The following is a 19,357-nucleotide window of genomic DNA, read 5'->3' on the forward strand; positions in this document are numbered from 1 at the left end:
ACGGCCACACTTGGCCCTCAAATACAAAACGCCCGATGAAGTCCATCGGGCGTCTGTATCCAGCATACTTTAGCAACCAGCTTTATCCCGCATAGGTGTCAACCTACTTCAGGACGGGTCAATCCGGTTCTACTTGTGGATCGCGGTGTCGCTCACCAGGATGCCGTCGGCATCGGCATAGAGCCAAGCACCCGGCTTGAAGGTTACGCCGGCAAAGCTGACCACCTTGTCGCGGTGCGCCGTGTGCAAACCCTTCTCGGACTTGCGCGGGTGCGTGGCCAGGGCCTTCACGCCGATCTCCTGTCCGCCGATCTCCTCGGAGTCGCGGATGCAGCCGTTGACCACGATGCCGGCCCAGCCGTTCTTCACGCCGAGCACGCCGAGGTTGCCGCCGACCAGCGCGCAACGCGTGGAACCGCCGCCGTCCACCACCAGAACGCGACCCTCGCCCTTCTCCTCCAGCGCGCTGCGCACGGCAGCGTTGTCCTCGAACACCTTCAGCGTGACGATCGGGCCATGGAAGGCCAGCACGCCGCCGAAGTCGGCGAAGATCGGATCGGCGACCTGGGCGTCCGGGTGGGCGTCGGAGAGATCGGTGGTAGCAGTGCTCATGCGGATTTCCTCAGGATCTTGGGAAGGACGGGAGTCAGGACGGCATAGACGACGAAGCCGATGAAGGCGATCAGGGTCCAGCCCGGCAGGCTGATGCCCAGCCACTGCGCGTCGATCTTGGCGCAGTTGCCGTCACCCTTGAGCACGGTGGCGACGACCTCCTGCAGCGGCATCATGTCCATCAGGTAGTCCAGCGTCGGGCCGCAGGCCGGGACCTGGTCCGGCGGCAGGCTCTGCAGCCAGACGTGGCGTGCGGCGATGCCGGCGCCGACCAGCGCCGCCATGCTCGACAGGAACACGTAGACCCACTGCCCGCCGACCTTCGGGCCGTGGATGGCGGCCGCCAGGAACACCAGGCCGGTCGCCAGCATCGCCACGCGCTGGAAGATGCAGAACGGGCAAGGTTCGTAGCCGCGGTAGTGCTGCAGGTACAGCGCGAACAGCAGGCCGAAGATGCAGCCGAGGAAGCCGAGCAGGTTCAGCAGGCGGAAGTTGAGGGTCATCGTGGGCCCAGGTGGGTGGATGGGGGTCAGGCGACCGCGACCGGGATCTTGCCGATCTTGGCCTGCCAGACCTTGGGACCGGTGTTGTGCACGGAAGTGCCCTGGCTGTCGACGGCCACGGTCACCGGCATGTCCTGGACCTCGAACTCATAGATCGCCTCCATGCCCAGGTCGGCGAAGCCCAGCACCTTGGCGGTCTTGATCGCCTTGGACACCAGGTAGGCCGCGCCGCCCACCGCCATCAGGTAGGCCGCCTTGTGCTGCTTGATCGACTCGATGGCCACCGGGCCGCGCTCGGACTTGCCGATCATCACGCGCAGGCCGGTCTGGGACAGCATCATGTCGGTGAACTTGTCCATGCGCGTGGCAGTGGTCGGGCCGGCCGGGCCCACGGCCTCGTCACGCACCGCATCCACCGGCCCCACGTAGTAGATAGCACGGCCGGTGAAGTCCACCGGCAGCTTCTCGCCCTTCTTAAGCATGTCGGCGATGCGCTTGTGCGCGGCGTCGCGGCCGGTCAGCATCTTGCCGTTCAGCAGCAGGATGTCGCCGGGCTGCCAGCTGGCTATCTCGGCATCCGTCAGGGTATCCAGGTTGACGCGCTTGGCGGTCTTCTCGTCGGCCTTCCAGGTGACCTGCGGCCAGTCTTCCAGCTTCGGCGTCTCCAGCACCGCGGGGCCCGTGCCGTCGAGGTGGAAGTGCACGTGGCGGGTGGCGGCGCAGTTCGGGATCATCGCCACCGGCAGCGAGGCCGCGTGGGTCGGGTAGTCCATGATCTTCACGTCCAGCACCGTGGTCAGGCCGCCCAGGCCCTGGGCGCCGATGCCCAGCGCGTTGACCTTGTCCATCAGTTCCAGGCGCAGTTCCTCGACGCGGCTGAGCTCGACACCGGCGGCGGCGCGCTCGCGCAACTCGTGGATGTCCACCGGCGCCATCAACGATTCCTTGGCCAGCAGCATCGCCTTCTCCGGCGTGCCGCCGATGCCGATGCCCAGGATGCCCGGCGGGCACCAGCCGGCGCCCATCGTCGGCAGGGTCTTGATGACCCAATCCACGATCGAGTCGGAGGGGTTCAGCATGGCCAGCTTCGACTTGTTCTCCGAGCCGCCGCCCTTGGCGGCGCAGATCACCTCGAGGTGATCGCCGGCCACGATCTCGTAGTGCACCACGGCCGGCGTGTTGTCCTTGGAGTTCATGCGCTTGCCGGCCGGGTCCAGCAGCACGGAGGCGCGCAGCTTGTTGTCCGGGTGGTTGTAGGCGCGGCGCACGCCCTCGTTGACCATGTCCTGCACGGACAGCGTGGCATCCCACTTCAGGTTCATGCCCACCTTCAGGAAGACCACGGCGATGCCGGTGTCCTGGCAGATCGGGCGGTGGCCCTCGGCGCACATGCGCGAGTTGGTCAGGATCTGCGCAATGGCGTCCTTGGCGGCGGGAGACTCCTCGCGTTCATAAGCCGCACCCAGTGCCTGGATGTAGTCCAGGGGGTGGTAGTAGCTGATGTACTGGAAAGCGTCGGCGATGGACTGGATGAAGTCTTCCTGGCGGATCGTGGTCATGAAAAGGCCTGGCTGGGAATATCGGGCGAGAATCGGCGCGCGAATTTTACCCGATGTGCCCGGCCCTGTTGGCCGGTCCCCTCCTACCCCCTCAGCCGTCCGGCCTCGCGGCTGGAGCCGGCGGCAGCGGCCGGCGCAGCCGCAGGGCCTCGAAGCGGGCGGCCACGGCCTCGTCGTAGGCCTGCCGCAGCAGGCGCAGGGTCTCGGCATCCAGCTTGTCGGCCTGGGCCAGCACCGACAGGTAGGTGCGCTCGTAGTGCTCCCGCGGCGCCACGGCGATCCTCAGCTCCAGCTCCGAGCCGGCCGGCCAGGATGGCGGCAGGCGCGCCTCCAGCGTCCGGGAGCCGCCCGGCGGAATGCGGGTATCGAAGCTCTCCTCGGTCAATTCCACGTTCACGTCCCAGCCGATCGTGTCCTCGGCCAGCAACCGTGACTGCCCGTCCGGCGTCGCCAGCCGCAGCTCCACGCGGACCTTGGGCACCATGTAGGTCGGGAAGTGATGCCCGGCGCCGACGTTGCTCAACCGCGCCACGGCTCTGCCATCGGCCTCCACTTCCAGTCTCACGTCCAGCGCCTTGCGCACCATGTCGGCGGAGTGGATGCCGGGCCAGCGATGCTCCCGATCCGGCATGTGGCAGGACTGGCACTGGCGCCCCTGCGCCGCGTGTTCGCTCTGCTGCCATTGCGCCAGCGTGTCCTCCTAGAGCTTGCCGGCCACGCGCGGCCCCTCCTCCGGGAACTGGTGGCAGGCGGCGCAGAAGCGGGCGTCCTCGAAGGCCGCCGAGACCTCGAAGCCGCCGTGCGGGCCGCCTGCCGCCGGCTTGCCACTGCGCGGTGGCGGGCCGAAGCGCGTGTGGCCACGCACATGGCAGGCAGCACAGACCAGCCCGTCATGCCCCAGCGTGGCAGGCACGTGTGCCGGCGGCGGTGTCTTGGGGGCCGAGGCCCAGGCCTGGATCTGCGCCACCAGCGCCTTCCGCTCAGCCAACGGTGCGTGGCAGTCCAGGCATTCGTTGGCCTGTTTCTGCGGCAACATGCGCAACTGCCAGAGTACGATAGCTCCGCTCTCCGGTGATTTGCGCGATCTGCGGCCCCACCCCTGCTTTCGGCAGGGATCGACCCTGACGCTTCGAGTGCTCTTCGTAAATGCGCCTTCGGCCTCGAAAATGCATTTCGACGCTTCCGCGGGGGTTAATTGGTAAAATGGTCAACAAATCCCAGCTAATGTCTTTTCGATGAACCTCACCTCCCTGTCCGCCGTCTCCCCCATTGATGGCCGTTATGCTGAAAAAACCGTCAAGCTGCGGCAAATCTTCAGCGAATTCGGCCTGATGCGCTTCCGCGTGCTGGCGGAAATCCGCTGGCTGGAGGCCATGGCCGAGCACCCGGGCATCCCCGAGGTCAAGCCGCTGTCCGAATCCGCCCGGGAGAAACTGGAGAAGATCGCCTCGGCCTTCGACATCCAGGAGGCCCAGCGGGTCAAGGCCATCGAGGACACCACCAACCATGACGTCAAGGCGGTGGAGTACTACCTGAAGGAAAAGATCGGCAGCCACCCCGAGCTGGCTGCGGTAAAGGAGTTCATCCACTTCGCCTGCACCTCGGAGGATGTCAACAACCTCTCGCACGCCCTGATGCTCAAGGAAGCTCGCGAACAGGTGCTGCTGCCGCAGATCGACAAGCTGATCGCCGCCATCGCCGGCCTGTCGCGCAGTTATTCCGAACAGCCGATGCTGACCCGCACCCATGGCCAGCCGGCCTCGCCCTCCACGGTGGGCAAGGAAATGGCCGTGTTCGTGCATCGCCTCAGCCGCCAGCGCGACCAGCTGGCCGCGGTGCAACTGCTGGGCAAGGCCAACGGTGCCGTGGGCAACTACAGTGCCCATTACGCCGCCTACCCGGATGTCGACTGGCCGACGTTCTCGGCCGGCTTCATCAAGGGCCTGGGCCTGGACCAGAGCCCGGCCACGACCCAGATCGAGCCCCATGACTATATCGCCGAGTACTTCCACGCGCTGACGCGCATCAACACCATCTTCATCGACTTCTGCCGCGACGTCTGGGGCTACATCTCCCTGGGCTACTTCAAGCAGAAGACCGTCGCCGGCGAAGTGGGCAGCTCGACCATGCCGCACAAGGTCAACCCGATCGACTTCGAGAACGCCGAGGGCAACCTGGGCATCGGCAACGCCATCATGCAGCACCTTTCCGAGAAGCTGCCGATCTCGCGCTGGCAGCGTGACCTCACCGACTCCACCGTCCTGCGCAACCTCGGCGTGGGCATTGCGCACTCGCTGGTGTCCTACCAGGCCATCGCCAAGGGCATCGGCAAGCTCGAAGGCGACGCCTGGAAGATGGGCCAGGACCTGGACGCCAACTGGGAAGTGCTGGGCGAAGCCATCCAGACCGTCATGCGCCGCCACGGCCTGCCGGAGCCCTACGAGCAGCTCAAGCGCCTGACCCGCGGCCAGAAGGTGGGCAAGGATCAGCTGCGCGAGTTCGTGAAGGGCCTGGCCCTGCCGGAAGAGGACAAGCAGCGCCTGCTGGCGATGACGCCGGGTAGCTACACCGGCAACGCTGTGCAGCAGGCCAAGGGCGTCTGAAGGCCCGCACTCCATGGACGCCATGCCGCCCGACGACGTGACAACGGCTCCCGCCCTTGTCAGCGGCGTGGCGGCATTCACCGAGCACGCCGTGCTGGTGGCCCGGGCCGCGCGCATGGAGATCGTGATCTACAGCGACAGCCTCGACCGCCGCATCTACGGCGACGAGGCTTTCGTCGCCACCGTGCGCAGCTTCGTGCTGCAGCATCGCCGCGCGCGGCTGCGGGCCCTGGTGCGCCAACCGGCGCTGGCCATGCGCGGTGCGCACCGGCTGGTGGAGCTGGGCCGCCTGCTCAGCAGCCGCATCGAGTTCCGGGAGCCGCTGCCGGAGCGCACGCTGCCGGGTGACGAGTACATCCTGGCCGACGAGAAGGCGCTGCTGCTGCGCGGCGCGCCGGAAGAGATCGACGCAAAATATCTGCCCCACGCGCCGCTGGACGCCCGCCAGCAACTGCGCACGTTCAATGCGCTGTGGGAGGAGTCGGTGCCGGCGCAGGAACTGCGCAGCCTCGGGCTATGAGCATCGGCCTTTCCGGCATGGCCCGTTCGTTTCTCGTTGCCACCGTGCTGGCCCTGGCGGGCTGTGCGTCGGCTCCGCCTTCCGCGCCTGCCGAAGCACCCGAGGAGCCCGCCCCTGCCACGGCTGGCTTCACTCCGGCCGAACTCGTCGGCCTGCAGCGCTGCAGCAACCTGGCGGGCGAAGCCTTCCTGATGGCGACCTTCAAGCTGCAGGGGCTGCCGCTGGAGCAGGCGCGTGATCGTCACGCCGGCCGTTCGACGGATACGCTGTCGGCCCTGGAGTCGGTGTACCGGAGCACGTTCGGCTCGCCCTGGGAGTTCTCGAAGGAATACTTCCGCACCTGCGCCCAGCGCAGCGCCGGGATCGACTCGATGACGCGCCTGCAGACGCCGACCCTGTGCATCTGGAATCTCGATGTCGCGCTCGTCGCCAGGAACCAGGCCCAGGCTGGCCAGCCGATCGAATCGGTCCGGCGACAGCTCGGCTTCAGCTCCAGCGAGTCGGAGGAGATCGTGGCCGGGGCCTACCGCACGCAGCGCCCTGCGCGTGACTACGCCGCCGATACCTGGAACCGGTGCCTGGGCATCACGCCCGGCGGATGAAGCGTTTCAGGACGCGGGCTTGGCGGCGTCGCGCTCGGCCAGCAGCTTGAGGTTCAGCAGGCCGGTCTCGTAGTCCTTGCCCACCATGCCGTCCAGCATCAGGCCGAAGTAGCGGCCGATGATGTTGGTGCCCACGCGGGTCCGGTAGGTCCAGGTCACCCGCGTGCCCTCGCCCTCCGGCTTCAGCGTGAAGATCGACTGGTTGTCACCGTCGAAGCCGGTGTAGGCCACCTGCATGCTCACCGTCTTGTCGGGCACCGACTCGATGATCTCCAGGCTGCCCGAGCCCACGCCCTTGCTCTCGCTGAACCAGGCCTGGCGAGCGCCGACACCTTCTGCCGGGCCGCTGCGCTCGATCTTCATGCCCGGGTCCATCCGGGCCCAGGGCTGCCACTCGTTGAAGCGCGCAAAGCCGTTGATCAGCGGAAAGATCTGCTGGGGGGACGCCTGCACCAACACCTGGCGCTCGACCCGCGCCGTATCCGGCAGGAAGAAGCCGCCGGTGAACAGCGCGATGATCAGCACCAGGGTGCCCAGTACGAAGTTGCGCAGGACGCTGAACGGCATCGTCGCGGCTCCCGGTTACTTCAGGTGATCGTCGATGAACTGCTTGGCGCGGTTCAGCCAGGACGAGGTTTCCGGGTGGTGGTGGCTGGCTTCCTTGCCCTCCAGCGTCTTGCCGAAGTCGCGCAGCAGGTCCTTCTGCTGGCGGCTGAGCTTGACCGGGGTCTCGACCATCACGGTGCAGTAGAGATCTCCCGTGGCCGAGCTGCGGATCGAGCGCACGCCCTTGCCGCGCAGGCGGAACTGCTTGCCGCTCTGCGTGCCGTCCGGGATGTCGATCTCGGCGCGGCTGTCCAGCGTCGGCACCTCGAGCTTGCCGCCCAGGGCCGCGGTGACGATGGAGATCGGCACGGTGCAGTGCAGGTCGTTGCCGTCGCGCTCGAAGAAATCGTGCGGGTGCACGTTGATCTGCACGTACAGGTCGCCCGGGGTGGCGCCCTTGTCGCCCGGCTCGCCCTCGCCGGTGAGGCGGATGCGGTCGCCGGTGTCGACGCCGGCGGGAATCTTCACCTCCAGCGTCTTCTCGCGCTTGATCTTGCCGGCACCGCGGCAGCTCTTGCAGGGGTCGGTGATGGTGGTGCCGCGACCGCGGCAATGCGGGCAGGTCTGCTGCAGCACGAAGAAGCCTTGCTGCACGCGCACCTGGCCGGAACCCTTGCAGGTCGGGCAGGACGAGGGTTTCTTGGCGTCGGCCGTGCCGTTGCCATGGCAGGGCTCGCAATCGCCCCAGGTGGGGATGCGGATGGATTCGGTGGTCCCGAAGATCGCCTGCTCCAGCGTCAGCTCCATCATGTAGCGCAGGTCCGCGCCACGACGCGGGCCGCCGCGTCCGCCGCCTCCACCGAAGATGTCGGAGAAGACATCGCCAAAGATGTCGGAGAAGCCGCCGGCGCCGCCGCCGAAGCCGCCCGGGCCGCCGCGCTGCAAGCCTTCATGGCCGTGCTTGTCATAGACCGCGCGCTTCTGCGCGTCGCAAAGCACCTCGTAGGCCTCGTTGGCTTCCTTGAATTTCTCCTCGGCCGCCTTGTCGCCCGGATTGCGGTCCGGGTGGTACTTCATCGCCAGCTTGCGATAGGCCTTCTTCAGCTCATCCTCGGTGGCAGTCTTCTCGACCCCGAGTACGTCGTAGTAGTCGCGCTTCATCGTGAGGCGTGAGGCGTGAGGTGTGAGGCATTAGCCGACTTCATGTACCGCTCCCTACAGCTTTTTTGTTGAATCCCCAAACGGCAAAAGGGGCGAGGCGCGGCTGTTACGCCTCACGCCTCACCCCTCACGCCTTACGTCTTTACTTCTTGTCCTTCACTTCGGTGAACTCGGCATCCACGACGTCGCCGTCCTTGGAGCCGCTACCGGCCGACGCGCCCGGCGCCTCGGCACCCGGAGCGCCGCCCTCGGCCGCCTTGGCGGCGTAGACGCGCTCCATCAGCTTGCCCGAGGCTTCCGTCAGGGCGGTGGTCTTGGCCTCGATGTCGGCCTTGTCCTCACCCTTGGCGGCCTCGCGCAACGCCGCGAGCGCATCCTCGATGGCCTTCTTCTCGTCGGCCTGCACCTGATCCTCGCCCAGGTCCTTCAGCGACTTCTCGACCGCGTGCGCCATGCCCTCGGCCTGATTGCGCGCGGCGATCAGCTCGCCGAACCTCTTGTCTTCCTCGGCGTGGGCCTCGGCGTCCTTCACCATCTTCTGGATCTCGTCTTCCGAGAGGCCCGAGTTGGCGGTGATGCGGATCGACTGCTCCTTGCCGGTAGCCTTGTCCTTGGCCGTGACGTGCAGGATGCCGTTGGCGTCGATGTCGAAGATCACCTCGACCTGCGGCATGCCGCGCGGCGCCGGCGCGATGCCGGTGAGGTCGAAGCGGCCCAGCGACTTGTTGGCCGAGGCGATCTCGCGCTCACCCTGGTAGACCTGGATCGTCACGGCGGTCTGGTTGTCGTCGGCCGTGGTGAAGGTCTCCGACTTCTTGGTCGGGATCGTGGTGTTCTTCTCGATCAGCTTGGTCATCTTGCCGCCCAGGGTCTCGATGCCCAGCGACAGCGGGGTCACGTCGAGCAGCAGCACGTCCTTGCGGTCGCCGGACAGCACGGCGCCCTGAACGGCGGCGCCCGCGGCGACGGCCTCATCCGGGTTGACGTCCTTGCGCGGCTCCTTGCCGAAGAAGTTCTTGACCGCTTCCTGAACCTTGGGCATGCGCGTCTGGCCGCCGACCAGGATCACGTCCTGGATCTCGCTAGCCTTGAGGCCGGCGTCGCGCAGGGCGATCTTGCAGGGCTCCATCGACTTGGCGATGAGGTCGTCCACCAGCGACTCCAGCTTGGCGCGGGTCAGCTTGATGTTCAGGTGCTTGGGGCCCGAAGCGTCGGCCGTGATGTACGGCAGGTTGACCTCGGTCTGCGTGGTCGACGACAGCTCGATCTTCGCCTTCTCGGCGGCTTCCTTCAGGCGCTGCAGGGCCAGGGGGTCCTTGTGCAGGTCGATGCCCTGCTCCTTCTGGAACTCGGCCGCGATGTACTCGATCACGCGGTGATCGAAGTCTTCGCCGCCCAGGAAAGTGTCGCCGTTGGTGGCGAGCACCTCGAAGGACTTCTCGCCGTCGGACTCGACGATGTCGATGATCGACACGTCGAAGGTGCCGCCGCCGAGGTCGTACACGGCAATCTTCTTGTCGCCCTTGACCTTGTCCAGGCCGAAGGCCAGCGCGGCCGCGGTCGGCTCGTTGATGATGCGCTTGACCTCCAGGCCCGCGATGCGGCCGGCGTCCTTGGTGGCCTGGCGCTGGCTGTCGTTGAAGTAGGCCGGCACCGTGATGACCGCCTCGGTCACCGGGTGGCCGAGGTAGTCCTCGGCGGTCTTCTTCATCTTCATCAGGATCTCGGCCGAGACCTGCTGCGGGGCGAGCTTCTTGCCCTTGACGTCGACCCAGGCATCGCCGTTGTCGGCCTTGACGATCTTGAAGGGCGAATGCTTGATCGCCTTCTGCACCTCGGCGTCCTCGTAGCGACGGCCGATCAGGCGCTTCACCGCGAACAGCGTGTTGTGCGGGTTGGTCACGGCCTGGCGCTTGGCGGCGCGGCCAGTGATCGGGTTGGCGTCGTCGGTGTACGCCACGATGGACGGCGTGGTGCGCTCGCCCTCGGCGTTCTCGATGACCTTGACGTTGCCGCCTTCGATGACCGCCACGCAGCTGTTGGTGGTGCCGAGGTCGATACCGATGATCTTGGACATTGCTCAGGTACTCCGTGAATTTCGTTGCTTATGCGTTATTTGATGGCGCGGAGTGGCGATTCAAGAGGCCACTTGCACAACCGTATATTCAGCTGGCCGCGGCGGGCGCCTTGGACACCACGACCATCGCAGGGCGCAACAGGCGCTCGTGCAGCAGGTAGCCCTTCTGCATGGTGCTGACGACATGGTTGGGGGGCAGTTCGGCGGACTCGGCCATGGTCATGGCCTGGTGGTGGTCCGGGTTGAAAGGCTGGCCGGTGGGGTCCACGACCTTGACGCCGTGCTTCTCCAGCACCGACATCAGCTGGCGGTAGGTCAGCTGCATGCCATCGGCCAGTGCCTTGGCGGCACCCTCGGCGCTGCCGGCGGCCTTCAGGCCCAGTTCCAGGCTATCGGCCACGGCCAGCAGGTCGCCGATCACGCGTTCGTTGGCGAACTTGAGGCTGCTGGCGGCGTCGCGCTCAAGGCGGCGGCGGGTGTTTTCGAGGTCCGCGGCGGCGCGCAGCTGAGCGTCCTTGGCAGCGGCGACTTCAGCGCGGGCCTGCTCCAGCTCCTGGCTGAGGGCGGCGATCTCGGCGTTGGCGTCGTCGGGCGGCGGCGCGGAGTCCGCGGGCGCCTGGGTTTCCGGCGTAGTCATGTCGGCTTTTTTGGCTTTTAAGGGGTTTTATAGCGGGTTTGGAGCCCGTTCAGGGGCGCGCAGGATAATGAAAAAAGGCCGCCCGCGCCTGCCGCGGACGCCTCCAGGCAACGGTTTTTGGGGCCTAGCCGCCGGTTTTCAAGCCCTGGGTGAGTACCCGGGCGGTTTCCTGTACCAACGGGATGATGCGGCGGTAGGCCATGCGGGTCGGGCCGATCACACCCAGCACGCCGGCCACCTGTCCCTCGACGAAATACGGCGCGGTGACCACGCTGCACTCGTCCAGCACCTGGTAGCCCGACTCGTCGCCGATGAATATCTGCACCCCGTCCGCCCCCAGGCACTGGTCGAACAGGTTCAGCAGGTCGCGCTTGCGGTCCAGGGCGTCGAACAGGCCGCGCAGGCGCTGCACGTCGGCCAGCTCCTGGAAGCCCATCAGGTTGCTGCCACCGGCCAGCACGTAGTCCGGGGCACGCTCGCCGGTCACCGCCTGCTCGGCCATGGAGGCGGCATCGCGCAGATGCAGGTTCAGGCGGTTCTGGGTATCCAGGGCGTCGCTCATCAGCGCATTGCGCAGACTCACCAGATCACGCCCGGCGAACTGCTCGTTGAGCAGCGCGGCGTAGCGGCCCAGTTCGTCGGCGCCATAGGGGCGCTCGGTGTGGATGACGCGGTTCTGTACCTCGGCCTGGTTCACCACCAGGATCGCCAGCACGCGGTTGCCCGACAGCGGCAGGAACTCCACCTGGCGCAGGATCGCCAGATTGCGGCGCGGCACGGTGACCACGCCGGCCATGTGCGACAGCTGCGACAGCAGCGCCGAGGCGGCCTGCACCAGATCAGCCTCCGAGCGGGCGCGGTGGGGCACCAGGGTATCGGCGATGTGCTCGCGCTCGTTATCCGACAGCGGCTCCGGCGCCAGCATGTTGTTAACGAAGTAGCGGTAACCCCGCGTGGTCGGGATGCGCCCGGCCGAGGTATGCGGCGAGGCGACGAAGCCGAGCTCGTCCAGATCGGCCATGACGTTGCGGATCGTCGCCGGCGACAGGCCCAACGCGGCCATGCGCGAGAGCGTGCGCGAGCCGACCGGCTGGCCATCGTGGATATAGCGCTCGACCAGCAGCTTCAGCAGCTCCGCGGCGCGGGAGTCCAGGGGATTCGACATACCTTAAAAATGAAGCACTTGTTACCGCAATTCAATAGCACGAACGCATCAGGAGCGCGAGATTTCGTGGTATTTTCCGGCCGTCTCGGCTCTCAGACGCTCCATGACCCACTTCCAGACCGTCGGTGTGATCGGCAAGCACCGCAGCCCTCAGGTTGCGCCCGTGCTCAATGCCCTGTGCCGCCACCTGGCGGAACTGGGCCGCACCGTGCTGGTGGACACCTATAGCGCCGACCTGGTCGACGAGCCGGTGAGCTTCGTCACCCGCGCCGAGCTGGCCAAGCGCTGCGACCTGGTGGTGGTGGTCGGTGGCGACGGCACCCTGCTGTCGGCGGCGCGCGAGATGGCCCCGGCCGCGGTGCCCCTGCTCGGCATCAACCAGGGCCGCCTGGGCTTCATGGTGGACGTGACCCCCGAGGACATGCGCGAAAGCCTGGGCGCGATCTTCCGCGGCGAGTACCTGCGCGAAGACCGCCTGCTGCTGAGCTGCCGTATCCTGCGCAACGGCATGCCGGTGCAGCCGGCCCTGGCCGTCAACGACGTGGTCATCCGCAACCAGGCGGCCATCCGCATGGTGGAGTTCGAAACCTGGATTGACGGCGAATTCATCTCGCAGCACCGCGCCGACGGTTTCATCATCGCCTCGCCCACCGGTTCCACGGCCTACGCCTTGTCCGGTGGCGGCCCGGTGGTGCACCCCTCGCTGGAGGCACTGGCGCTGGTGCCGATCTGCCCGCACACCCTGTCGGACCGTCCGATCGTGGTCAGCGCCAGCCAGACGGTGCGCATCGTGCTGGGCGGCCATGACGGCTCCCGCGTGATGCTGACCTGCGACGGCCAGACCAGCGAAATCCTGCAGCCCGGCGACGCCGTGGAAGTCTCCCGGGCCGAGTGGCCCCTGAGCCTGATCCACCCCAAGAATTACAGCTACTTCAATCTCTTGCGCAGCAAACTCCATTGGGGCCGCGGCCCCGCGCAACGCGAGCCGGGCTGAGCCTCCAAGTCTGACCCATGCTGACCCACCTGCAGATCAAGAATCTCGCCATCATCGACGAGTTGGCCCTCGACTTCGGACGCGGCTTCACCACGCTGACCGGCGAGACCGGCGCCGGCAAGTCGATCCTGATCGACGCCATCGGCCTGATCGTCGGCAGCCGCGCCGATGCCAGCCTGGTGCGCAGCGGCCAGGAGAAGGCCGAGGTCAGCGCCGAGTTCGCGCTGGTCGCCGGTGGCGACGCCTCCGCCTGGCTCAAGGAACAGGAGCTGGTCGATGAGGACGAGCCCAGCCGCTGCCTGGTGCGCCGCGTGGTCTACGCCGAAGGCCGCACCCGCGCCTTCGTCAACGGCCAGCCGGTCAATGCCGGCCCGCTGCGGGACCTGGGCGAGCGGCTGATCGAGATTTTCGGCCAGTCCGAGAGCCAGACCCTGTTGCGCCCCGAGGTGCAGCGCGGACTGCTGGACCAGTTCGGCGGCCACGGGACGGCACTGGACGCGGTGCGCGAAGCCGCCCGTGAAGTGTCCGACGTGGAGAAGCAGATCGAGCGCCTGCGCACTGCCGGCAGCCGCGATCCGGCCCAGCTGGACTACCTGCGCTTCCAGCTGCGCGAGCTGGAGGCCATGAACCTGGGCGAAGGCGAGATCGAGCAGATGGAAGCCGAGCACCGCCGCCTGGCCAATGCGGGCCGGCTGATGCAGGAAGGCAACCAGGCCCAGGAGATGCTCTACGGCGCCGAGGCCAGCCTCTACGACCAGCTGGCGACCGCCTCCGGACTGCTGACCGGACTGGTGCCGCTGCACGAGGGTTTCCGCGAGGCCCTGGACTTGGCCGAGAGCGCCCAGGCCCAGGTGCGCGAGGCGGCCGACTCCCTGAGCCGCCTGCTGGCCCGCCTGGACCTGGACCCGGAGCAGCTGGCCCAGCTGGAACAGCGCATGGCCGATATCCATGACCTGGCACGCAAGCACCGCATCCGCCCGGCGGAACTGCCGGAAAAGCTGGCGGCCCTGCGCGAGGAACTGGGCGGCCTGGAAGACGCGGCCGGCCAGATGGAAGCCCTGGAAGCCCGCCGCACGGCCGCGCTGAAGCGCTACCGCGAGGCCGCCGCCAAGCTGGGAACGGCCCGGCGCAAAGCCGCCAAGGGCTTCGGCGAGCAGGTGTCGGCGATCGTGCGCCAGCTGGGCATGGCCAACGCCCAGTTCCTGGCCGCCGTGGAGACCGACGCCGAGGGTCGCCCCCGCAGCAGCGGCGACGATGAAGTTCGGTTCGACTTCAGCGCCAACCCCGGGCAGCCGCCCCGCCCGCTGGCCAAGGTGGCCTCCGGCGGCGAACTGTCCCGCGTGTCATTGGCGGTGCAGGTGGTGGGCCAGCAGCGCTCCGGCGCCGCCACCATGATCTTCGACGAGGTGGATGCCGGCATCAGCGGCGGCGTCGCCGAGGTGGTGGGCCAGAAGCTGCGCGAGCTGGGCGGCCAGCAGGGCCAGGTACTCTGCGTGACCCACCTGGCGCAGGTCGCGGCCCAGGGCCATCGCCAGTTCGCCATCGCCAAGGAAGTGAAGTCAGGCCAGACCTATACCCGCGTGCGGCCGCTGGCCGACAAGGACCGCGTGGAGGAACTGGCGCGCATGCAGGGCGGCGTGGAGATCACCGCTGCGGCGCTGAACCATGCAAAGGATTTGCTGCAGCGAGCGGCGAAGGCCTGAGCTCTTGCTCCCCTCGCCCGCCTGCGGGAGAGGGGTCGGGGAGAGGGCTGCTGTAAATCGTCCCAAGTCAGCCAAGCCCAGATTTACAGAAACCCCCTTCCGGCCTACGGCCACCCTGCCGTAAACGGGCGAGGGGAAAAGCCATCAGCCCTTCTTCTTGCCGCCCTTGGGCCGCACGTACAGGACCAGGCTGTGGTCCTCCACCGTGAAGCCGTGCTTCTCGGCGATCTGCTTCTGCAGCTTCTCGATCTCCTCGGAGACGAACTCGATCACTTCGCCGGTATCGAGGTTGACCATGTGGTCGTGATGAGGGCCGCGCTCCAATTCGAACACGGCGTGGCCACCCTCGAAATGGTGGCGCTTGACCAGGCCGGCGGTCTCGAACTGGGTCAGGACGCGGTAGACCGTGGCCAGGCCGATGTCCTCCTCCGAGTCCATCAGCTTGCGATAGATATCTTCAGCGGACATGTGGCGAGCCGGATGGCTCTCCAGCATCTCCAGGATTTTCAGGCGCGGAAGGGTAACCTTGAGGCCGGCGCTACGAAGATCGGACGATTCCACGGGATGCCTGTCAAAGGGAGGATTTCCGGTATTATCGCACTCCCCTACGAGGCATCAACCCATGCGAGTTATTTTGTTGGTTCTCACGGCCCTGGCCCTGAGCGCCTGCCAGATCGTCTACAAGCTTCCCACCCGCCAGGGCAACGTCATCGAGCAGAAGCAGCTTGACCAGCTCCAGGTCGGCATGAGCCGCGAGCAGGTCCGCTTCCTGATGGGCACGCCCGTGGCCGCCAGCCCCTTCGAGGACCGTCGCTGGGACTACGTGGGCTATTACAAGTCGCCGCGCGGCAAGGTGTCCTCCCGAGTGGTCAGCCTCTGGTTCGATGGCGACAAAGTCAGCCGCATGGACGGGGTCAAGGCGCCGGACGCCGACAACAAGGCCCTGGAAGATCCGGACGTGAAGACCGTACTGCGCGAGGACAAGAAGGCCCAGGCCGAGGAGACGCGCATCGAGAGCGAACAGGGCAAGGAATCGGGCGTCATCCTGACGCCGGACCGCAGCTCGCCCTGATCGCGGCGCCCGGGGACCGGCGGGGGCCGGTCTTTGGTGGTGTCACCGCCCGGGCGACACCTTCCATCTGCATGGCTCGATTGGGGAGAGCAACATGAACCGTTCCATCCTGCGGATCGCGGCGGCCCTGTCGCTGCTCGTCATGGCCGGTCAGGCTTCGGCCAAGGCCGACATCGCCGAGGCCGCCAAGCTCGGTGGGCCCCTCACCCCGGTCGGCGCCGAACGGGCCGCCAACAAGGATGGCAGCATCCCCGCCTGGTCCCCCGGCAAGCAGCGCGGCAAGCTCAGCGGCGAGTTCTTCTCCGACCCCGCCATCGACTCAGAGCAACCGATCCTGGTGCTCTCCGCCTCCAACATGTCGCGCTCGCTGGAGCGGCTGTCTGAAGGCCACAAGAAGCTGCTGTCGCTGCACCCCAGCTACAAGATGCTGGTGTATCCCTCGCACCGCCCGGTGGCGATGCCGGAGGCGATATACGCCGCCACCAAGGTCAACGCCAGCGTCTGCGAACTGCATGGCCTGGATGAGCTGGATGGCTGCAGCGTGGGCGTCCCCTTCCCCATTCCCAAGTCTGGGCCGGAGCCGATCTGGAACCACAAGCTGCGCTGGCGCGGCGACGCCGTGCGCCGCTACAACAACCAGATGATCGTCCAGCCCAATGGCCAGTACCAGCTGACCAAGATCCTGGAGGACGTGCAGTTCACCTACGGCTCTATCCGCAAACCCGTGACGCTGCATCGCGGCGACGCTGAGTTCCTGCGCTACCTGTCGGCCACCACCGCGCCGCCGCGCGTGGCCGGCACCACGATCCTGGTGCATGACCGCGCCGGCACCGGCAGCGAGGGGCGCGCCGCCTGGCTCTACACGCCCACGCTCAAGCGCGTGCGCCGTGCGCCCACGGTCTGCTGCGACAACCCCGCCGAAGGAACCGACGGCAGCCAGTTCTACGACCAGGTGGACATGTTCAACGGCACCCTGGAACGCTACAACTGGAGGCTCGTGGGCAAGCGCGAGATGTATATCCCCTACAACTCGCATCGTATCGGCAGCAACACCATCCGTTTCTCGCAGCTGGCACGCCCCGGACATCTGAACCAGGACCTGCCGCGCTACGAGCTGCACCGCGTGTGGGTGGTGGACGCCGAGCTGCGGCCCGGCATGGCGCATACCTTCAGGAAGCGCCGCTTCTACCTCGACGAAGACGGCTGGAACATCGTCATGGTGGACAACTACAACAACCGCGGCGAGCTCTACCAGTTCCAGGAAGGGCACACGCAGTTCGGCACCAACATCCTCGCCAGCTCGGCGGCGCCGGAGGTGATCTATCACTTCGACAGCGGCCGCTACTTCATCACGGCGATGTTCAACGAGGACAAGCCCTACGACTTCACGCCGGATTACAAGCCGGACTTCTTCACCGCCGCCGCGGTGCAGAAGCGCATTACCAAGTAGGCTGGATTACCTGCGGCGCGTAGCGGCGGCGCGCTGACGGCGCACCTGCTTGGGATCCGCCTGAAGCGGCCGGTAAATCTCCACGCGGTCGCCATCGCGTAGCGGCTCGTCATGGGCCACGGGCCGCGAGAACAGGCCTAGGCGGGCATTGGGAAGATCAATCTCGGGAAAGCGCGCGAGGATGCCGGAGGCCATGATGGCTTCTTCGGCCTTCGTGCCGGCCGGCACCGCGAGCACCAGGATCGCCTGCTCTCCGGGCCTGGCATAGGCCACTTCAACCTGGATGGTCTCAATGTTTGCCATGCAGCGCCTCGGCGCGGCGGCGGAATGCCTCGATCAGCCCGTTGACCGCGCGGTCCATCCAGGGCGACAGCGTGCTTTCCACGATGCGGCTGCCGAAATCCAGCGACAGCTTCAGTGTCACCTTGCAGGCATCCTCGGCCAGAGCCTGGAATTCCCAGGTGCCATCGAGCTGGCGAAAGGGGCCATCCACCAGCCGCATGTGGATGCTGCGACCGGGCTGCAGACGGTTCTCGGTGGCGAAGCTGTCCTTAAGCCCCTTGACGTTGAAACCCACCCTTGCACGCACCCGATCGTCCTGGCTGTGCTCCACCACGGCCGAGACGCAGCCGGGCAGGAAGCCGGGATAGGCCTCGATGTCGGCCACCAGCTCGTACATGGCGGCCGCGGAAAAACGCAGCAGCGCCGATCGTTCCAGGGTCGCCATCAGCCCCAGAGTTCCGCGATCCAGTCCAGCAGGCCGGCCGAATAGCCGAGGATGATGATCAGCGCCAGGCGCGTCGGATACCGCAGCAGCGCGCGCCAGAGGCTGAACAGCCAGCCCTCGCGCTCGCCGAAGGCGGAGCGCGCCATCTCCTCCGGCATGATCCGCGCCGTGAAGATGCAGATCAGCAGCGCCGTGGCCGGCGCGAACCAGTTGGCCGTCAGCCACTGCATCCAGCCAAAGAAATTGCGGCCCATCAGCGTCACGTCCTGCAGCACGCCGAAAGACAGCAGTGTACCCAACCCCAGGAACCAGATCAGCAGCGAGCTGGACGTGGCGGCGAATACACGCGTGGTGCGGAAGCGATCCATCAGGTAGCGCGTGGTGGTCTCCAGCAGTGCGCTGGCCGCCGTGAGCGTGACGATGAAGAGCATGGTGTACAGCGACAGCGCCACCACAATGCCGACCACGCCGGCGGGGAATGCCGCCGGCAACGCCTGGAACAGCAGCGCCACGCCGCTGGCCGGCTCCACGCCAGCGCTGAAGATCAGCGCAAAGATCGCCAGGCCCGCCAGCAGGCTGAAGCCCGTGTCGATCAGCACCACGCCCAGGGCCAGTCGCTTGAGCGGCGCCCGCGCCGGCAGGTAGCTGCCCAGGGCCAGCATCGAGCCGATGCCCAGCGCCATGGTGAAGAAAGCCTGCTGCAGGGCCTCCAGTGCGCCACGCCAGCCGAATTTCTGCCAGTCCGGCGTCAGCAGGAAGCGCAGGGCCTCGGCCGTGCTGCCGGTGAGCATGGTGTAGAGGCACAGGCCGATCGCCACCAGGAAGGCTGTCGGCAGCAGGCGCAGCGCAGCCCGCTCGATGCCGTCGCGAAAACCGTGGGTGACGATGATGCAGGCCGTGACCATGAAGATCGTATGCCAGGACAGCGCGCGCTCCGGGTCCTGGGCAAAGCTCAGGAAGGCCTCGCGGGCATGCTCCACGCCGATGCCATCGAATACCCCGCCGGCCGCGCGCACGGCATAGGCCAGGCTCCAGCCGGCAATCACGCTGTAGTACGACAGGACCATCACCGCGCTGGCCAGCGACAGGTAGCCGATCACCACCCAGAAACGCGAGGCCCCCGCCGCATCCACCACGCGACGGAAGCCGCTGATGACGTCGTCGCGCATCCAGCGGCCCAGCACCCATTCCGTGGCCAGCAACGGCAGCCCGACCAGCAGCAGGCACAGCAGGTAGAAGCCCAGGAACACCGCGCCGCCGTGCTCGCCCATCAGGTACGGCAGGCGCGCGACGTTGCCGATGCCCACCGTGGCACCGGCGGCCACCCACAGGAAGCGGCTTGACGATCCCCAGTAGCCGTAACTGCTTTCGCGGATGTTCATGCCGATAGTCTAGCGGGAACCACGCATTCCGCATGACCCTTCCT

General features: G+C 66.9%; 21 protein-coding genes. 7 read left to right on the plus strand and 14 right to left on the minus strand.

Features of this window, described 5'->3' with window-relative positions:
• Positions 1 to 129 precede the first annotated feature (129 nt).
• The 5 genes from rraA to QT386_RS15655 all read right to left on the minus strand — a co-directional run bounded on the left by rraA (position 130) and on the right by QT386_RS15655 (position 3,710).
• Complete coding sequence (gene rraA / locus QT386_RS15635) at positions 130 to 612, minus strand: ribonuclease E activity regulator RraA (protein ID WP_289274674.1); 483 nt, start codon at positions 610 to 612, stop codon at positions 130 to 132.
• Complete coding sequence (locus QT386_RS15640) at positions 609 to 1,115, minus strand: disulfide bond formation protein B (protein WP_289274675.1); 507 nt, start codon at positions 1,113 to 1,115, stop codon at positions 609 to 611. Before QT386_RS15640 ends, rraA begins: the two co-directional genes overlap by 4 nt.
• 26 nt (positions 1,116 to 1,141) lie before the next feature.
• Positions 1,142 to 2,674 carry a fumarate hydratase gene (locus QT386_RS15645; RefSeq protein ID WP_289274676.1) on the minus strand — a complete coding sequence of 511 codons (1,533 nt, stop codon included), beginning with the start codon at positions 2,672 to 2,674 and terminating at the stop codon, positions 1,142 to 1,144.
• 91 nt (positions 2,675 to 2,765) lie between these two features.
• Positions 2,766 to 3,305, minus strand: a complete 540-nt coding sequence (locus tag QT386_RS15650; RefSeq protein ID WP_289274677.1) for a hypothetical protein — start codon at positions 3,303 to 3,305, stop codon at positions 2,766 to 2,768.
• A gap of 69 nt (positions 3,306 to 3,374) precedes the next feature.
• Positions 3,375 to 3,710: a cytochrome c3 family protein gene (locus QT386_RS15655; protein ID WP_289274678.1), complete on the minus strand. Its 336-nt coding sequence runs from the start codon at positions 3,708 to 3,710 to the stop codon at positions 3,375 to 3,377.
• A gap of 199 nt (positions 3,711 to 3,909) precedes the next feature.
• Here QT386_RS15655 and purB point away from each other — a divergent pair, with 199 nt between their 5' ends.
• From purB to QT386_RS15670, 3 genes are read left to right on the plus strand one after another with little or no spacing between them, the layout of a single operon-like run.
• Positions 3,910 to 5,277, plus strand: a complete 1,368-nt coding sequence (gene purB, locus QT386_RS15660) for an adenylosuccinate lyase (protein ID WP_289274679.1) — start codon at positions 3,910 to 3,912, stop codon at positions 5,275 to 5,277.
• 13 nt (positions 5,278 to 5,290) lie between these two features.
• On the plus strand, positions 5,291 to 5,797 hold the full coding sequence (locus tag QT386_RS15665) for a hypothetical protein (RefSeq protein ID WP_289274680.1): 507 nt from the start codon (positions 5,291 to 5,293) through the stop codon (positions 5,795 to 5,797).
• Positions 5,794 to 6,399 carry a hypothetical protein gene (locus QT386_RS15670; protein ID WP_289274681.1) on the plus strand — a complete coding sequence of 202 codons (606 nt, stop codon included), beginning with the start codon at positions 5,794 to 5,796 and terminating at the stop codon, positions 6,397 to 6,399. The genes QT386_RS15665 and QT386_RS15670 overlap by 4 nt, the downstream gene beginning before the upstream one ends.
• 6 nt (positions 6,400 to 6,405) lie before the next feature.
• Here the strand turns inward: QT386_RS15670 and QT386_RS15675 are convergent, their stop codons facing one another.
• The 5 genes from QT386_RS15675 to hrcA all read right to left on the minus strand — a co-directional run bounded on the left by QT386_RS15675 (position 6,406) and on the right by hrcA (position 11,985).
• A complete protein-coding gene (locus QT386_RS15675; protein ID WP_289274682.1) occupies positions 6,406 to 6,966 on the minus strand; it encodes an SRPBCC family protein in 561 nt (186 codons plus the stop codon).
• 15 nt (positions 6,967 to 6,981) lie between these two features.
• Positions 6,982 to 8,106, minus strand: coding sequence for a molecular chaperone DnaJ (gene dnaJ, locus QT386_RS15680; protein ID WP_289274683.1), 1,125 nt, complete (start codon positions 8,104 to 8,106; stop codon positions 6,982 to 6,984).
• Positions 8,107 to 8,248: 142 nt separating this feature from the next.
• Positions 8,249 to 10,183, minus strand: coding sequence for a molecular chaperone DnaK (gene dnaK / locus QT386_RS15685; RefSeq protein ID WP_289274684.1), 1,935 nt, complete (start codon positions 10,181 to 10,183; stop codon positions 8,249 to 8,251).
• Positions 10,184 to 10,271: 88 nt separating this feature from the next.
• Complete coding sequence (gene grpE / locus QT386_RS15690) at positions 10,272 to 10,820, minus strand: nucleotide exchange factor GrpE (protein WP_289274685.1); 549 nt, start codon at positions 10,818 to 10,820, stop codon at positions 10,272 to 10,274.
• Positions 10,821 to 10,944: 124 nt separating this feature from the next.
• On the minus strand, positions 10,945 to 11,985 hold the full coding sequence (hrcA, locus tag QT386_RS15695) for a heat-inducible transcriptional repressor HrcA (RefSeq protein WP_289274686.1): 1,041 nt from the start codon (positions 11,983 to 11,985) through the stop codon (positions 10,945 to 10,947).
• Between the two features lie 103 nt (positions 11,986 to 12,088).
• On the opposite strand from hrcA, the gene QT386_RS15700 reads away from it, so the two are divergent.
• Together QT386_RS15700 and recN are read left to right on the plus strand one after the other, a co-directional pair.
• The gene (locus QT386_RS15700) at positions 12,089 to 12,979 is read left to right on the plus strand and encodes an NAD(+) kinase (protein ID WP_289274687.1); all 891 of its coding nucleotides are present in this window, start codon (positions 12,089 to 12,091) and stop codon (positions 12,977 to 12,979) included.
• Between the two features lie 17 nt (positions 12,980 to 12,996).
• Positions 12,997 to 14,682, plus strand: coding sequence for a DNA repair protein RecN (gene recN / locus QT386_RS15705; RefSeq protein ID WP_289274688.1), 1,686 nt, complete (start codon positions 12,997 to 12,999; stop codon positions 14,680 to 14,682).
• A gap of 144 nt (positions 14,683 to 14,826) precedes the next feature.
• Here recN and fur read toward each other — a convergent pair whose 3' ends face one another.
• On the minus strand, positions 14,827 to 15,243 hold the full coding sequence (fur, locus tag QT386_RS15710; protein ID WP_289274689.1) for a ferric iron uptake transcriptional regulator: 417 nt from the start codon (positions 15,241 to 15,243) through the stop codon (positions 14,827 to 14,829).
• Between the two features lie 61 nt (positions 15,244 to 15,304).
• On the opposite strand from fur, the gene QT386_RS15715 reads away from it, so the two are divergent.
• Together QT386_RS15715 and QT386_RS15720 are read left to right on the plus strand one after the other, a co-directional pair.
• The gene (locus QT386_RS15715; RefSeq protein ID WP_289274690.1) at positions 15,305 to 15,754 is read left to right on the plus strand and encodes an outer membrane protein assembly factor BamE; all 450 of its coding nucleotides are present in this window, start codon (positions 15,305 to 15,307) and stop codon (positions 15,752 to 15,754) included.
• Between the two features lie 94 nt (positions 15,755 to 15,848).
• A complete protein-coding gene (locus QT386_RS15720) occupies positions 15,849 to 17,204 on the plus strand; it encodes a DUF1329 domain-containing protein (RefSeq protein WP_289274691.1) in 1,356 nt (451 codons plus the stop codon).
• 6 nt (positions 17,205 to 17,210) lie between these two features.
• Here the strand turns inward: QT386_RS15720 and QT386_RS15725 are convergent, their stop codons facing one another.
• The 3 genes from QT386_RS15725 to QT386_RS15735 are packed head-to-tail and all read right to left on the minus strand — an operon-like array spanning position 17,211 to position 19,313.
• Positions 17,211 to 17,507, minus strand: a complete 297-nt coding sequence (locus QT386_RS15725; RefSeq protein WP_289274692.1) for an RnfH family protein — start codon at positions 17,505 to 17,507, stop codon at positions 17,211 to 17,213.
• Positions 17,494 to 17,931 carry a type II toxin-antitoxin system RatA family toxin gene (locus QT386_RS15730; protein ID WP_289274693.1) on the minus strand — a complete coding sequence of 146 codons (438 nt, stop codon included), beginning with the start codon at positions 17,929 to 17,931 and terminating at the stop codon, positions 17,494 to 17,496. Before QT386_RS15730 ends, QT386_RS15725 begins: the two co-directional genes overlap by 14 nt.
• Complete coding sequence (locus QT386_RS15735) at positions 17,931 to 19,313, minus strand: sodium-dependent transporter (RefSeq protein WP_289274694.1); 1,383 nt, start codon at positions 19,311 to 19,313, stop codon at positions 17,931 to 17,933. The genes QT386_RS15730 and QT386_RS15735 overlap by 1 nt, the downstream gene beginning before the upstream one ends.
• Positions 19,314 to 19,357: the final 44 nt, after the last annotated feature.

Origin of the sequence: Solimonas sp. SE-A11 (assembly GCF_030345715.1) — a bacterium.
Classification (GTDB): Bacteria; Pseudomonadota; Gammaproteobacteria; order Nevskiales; family Nevskiaceae; genus Solimonas_A.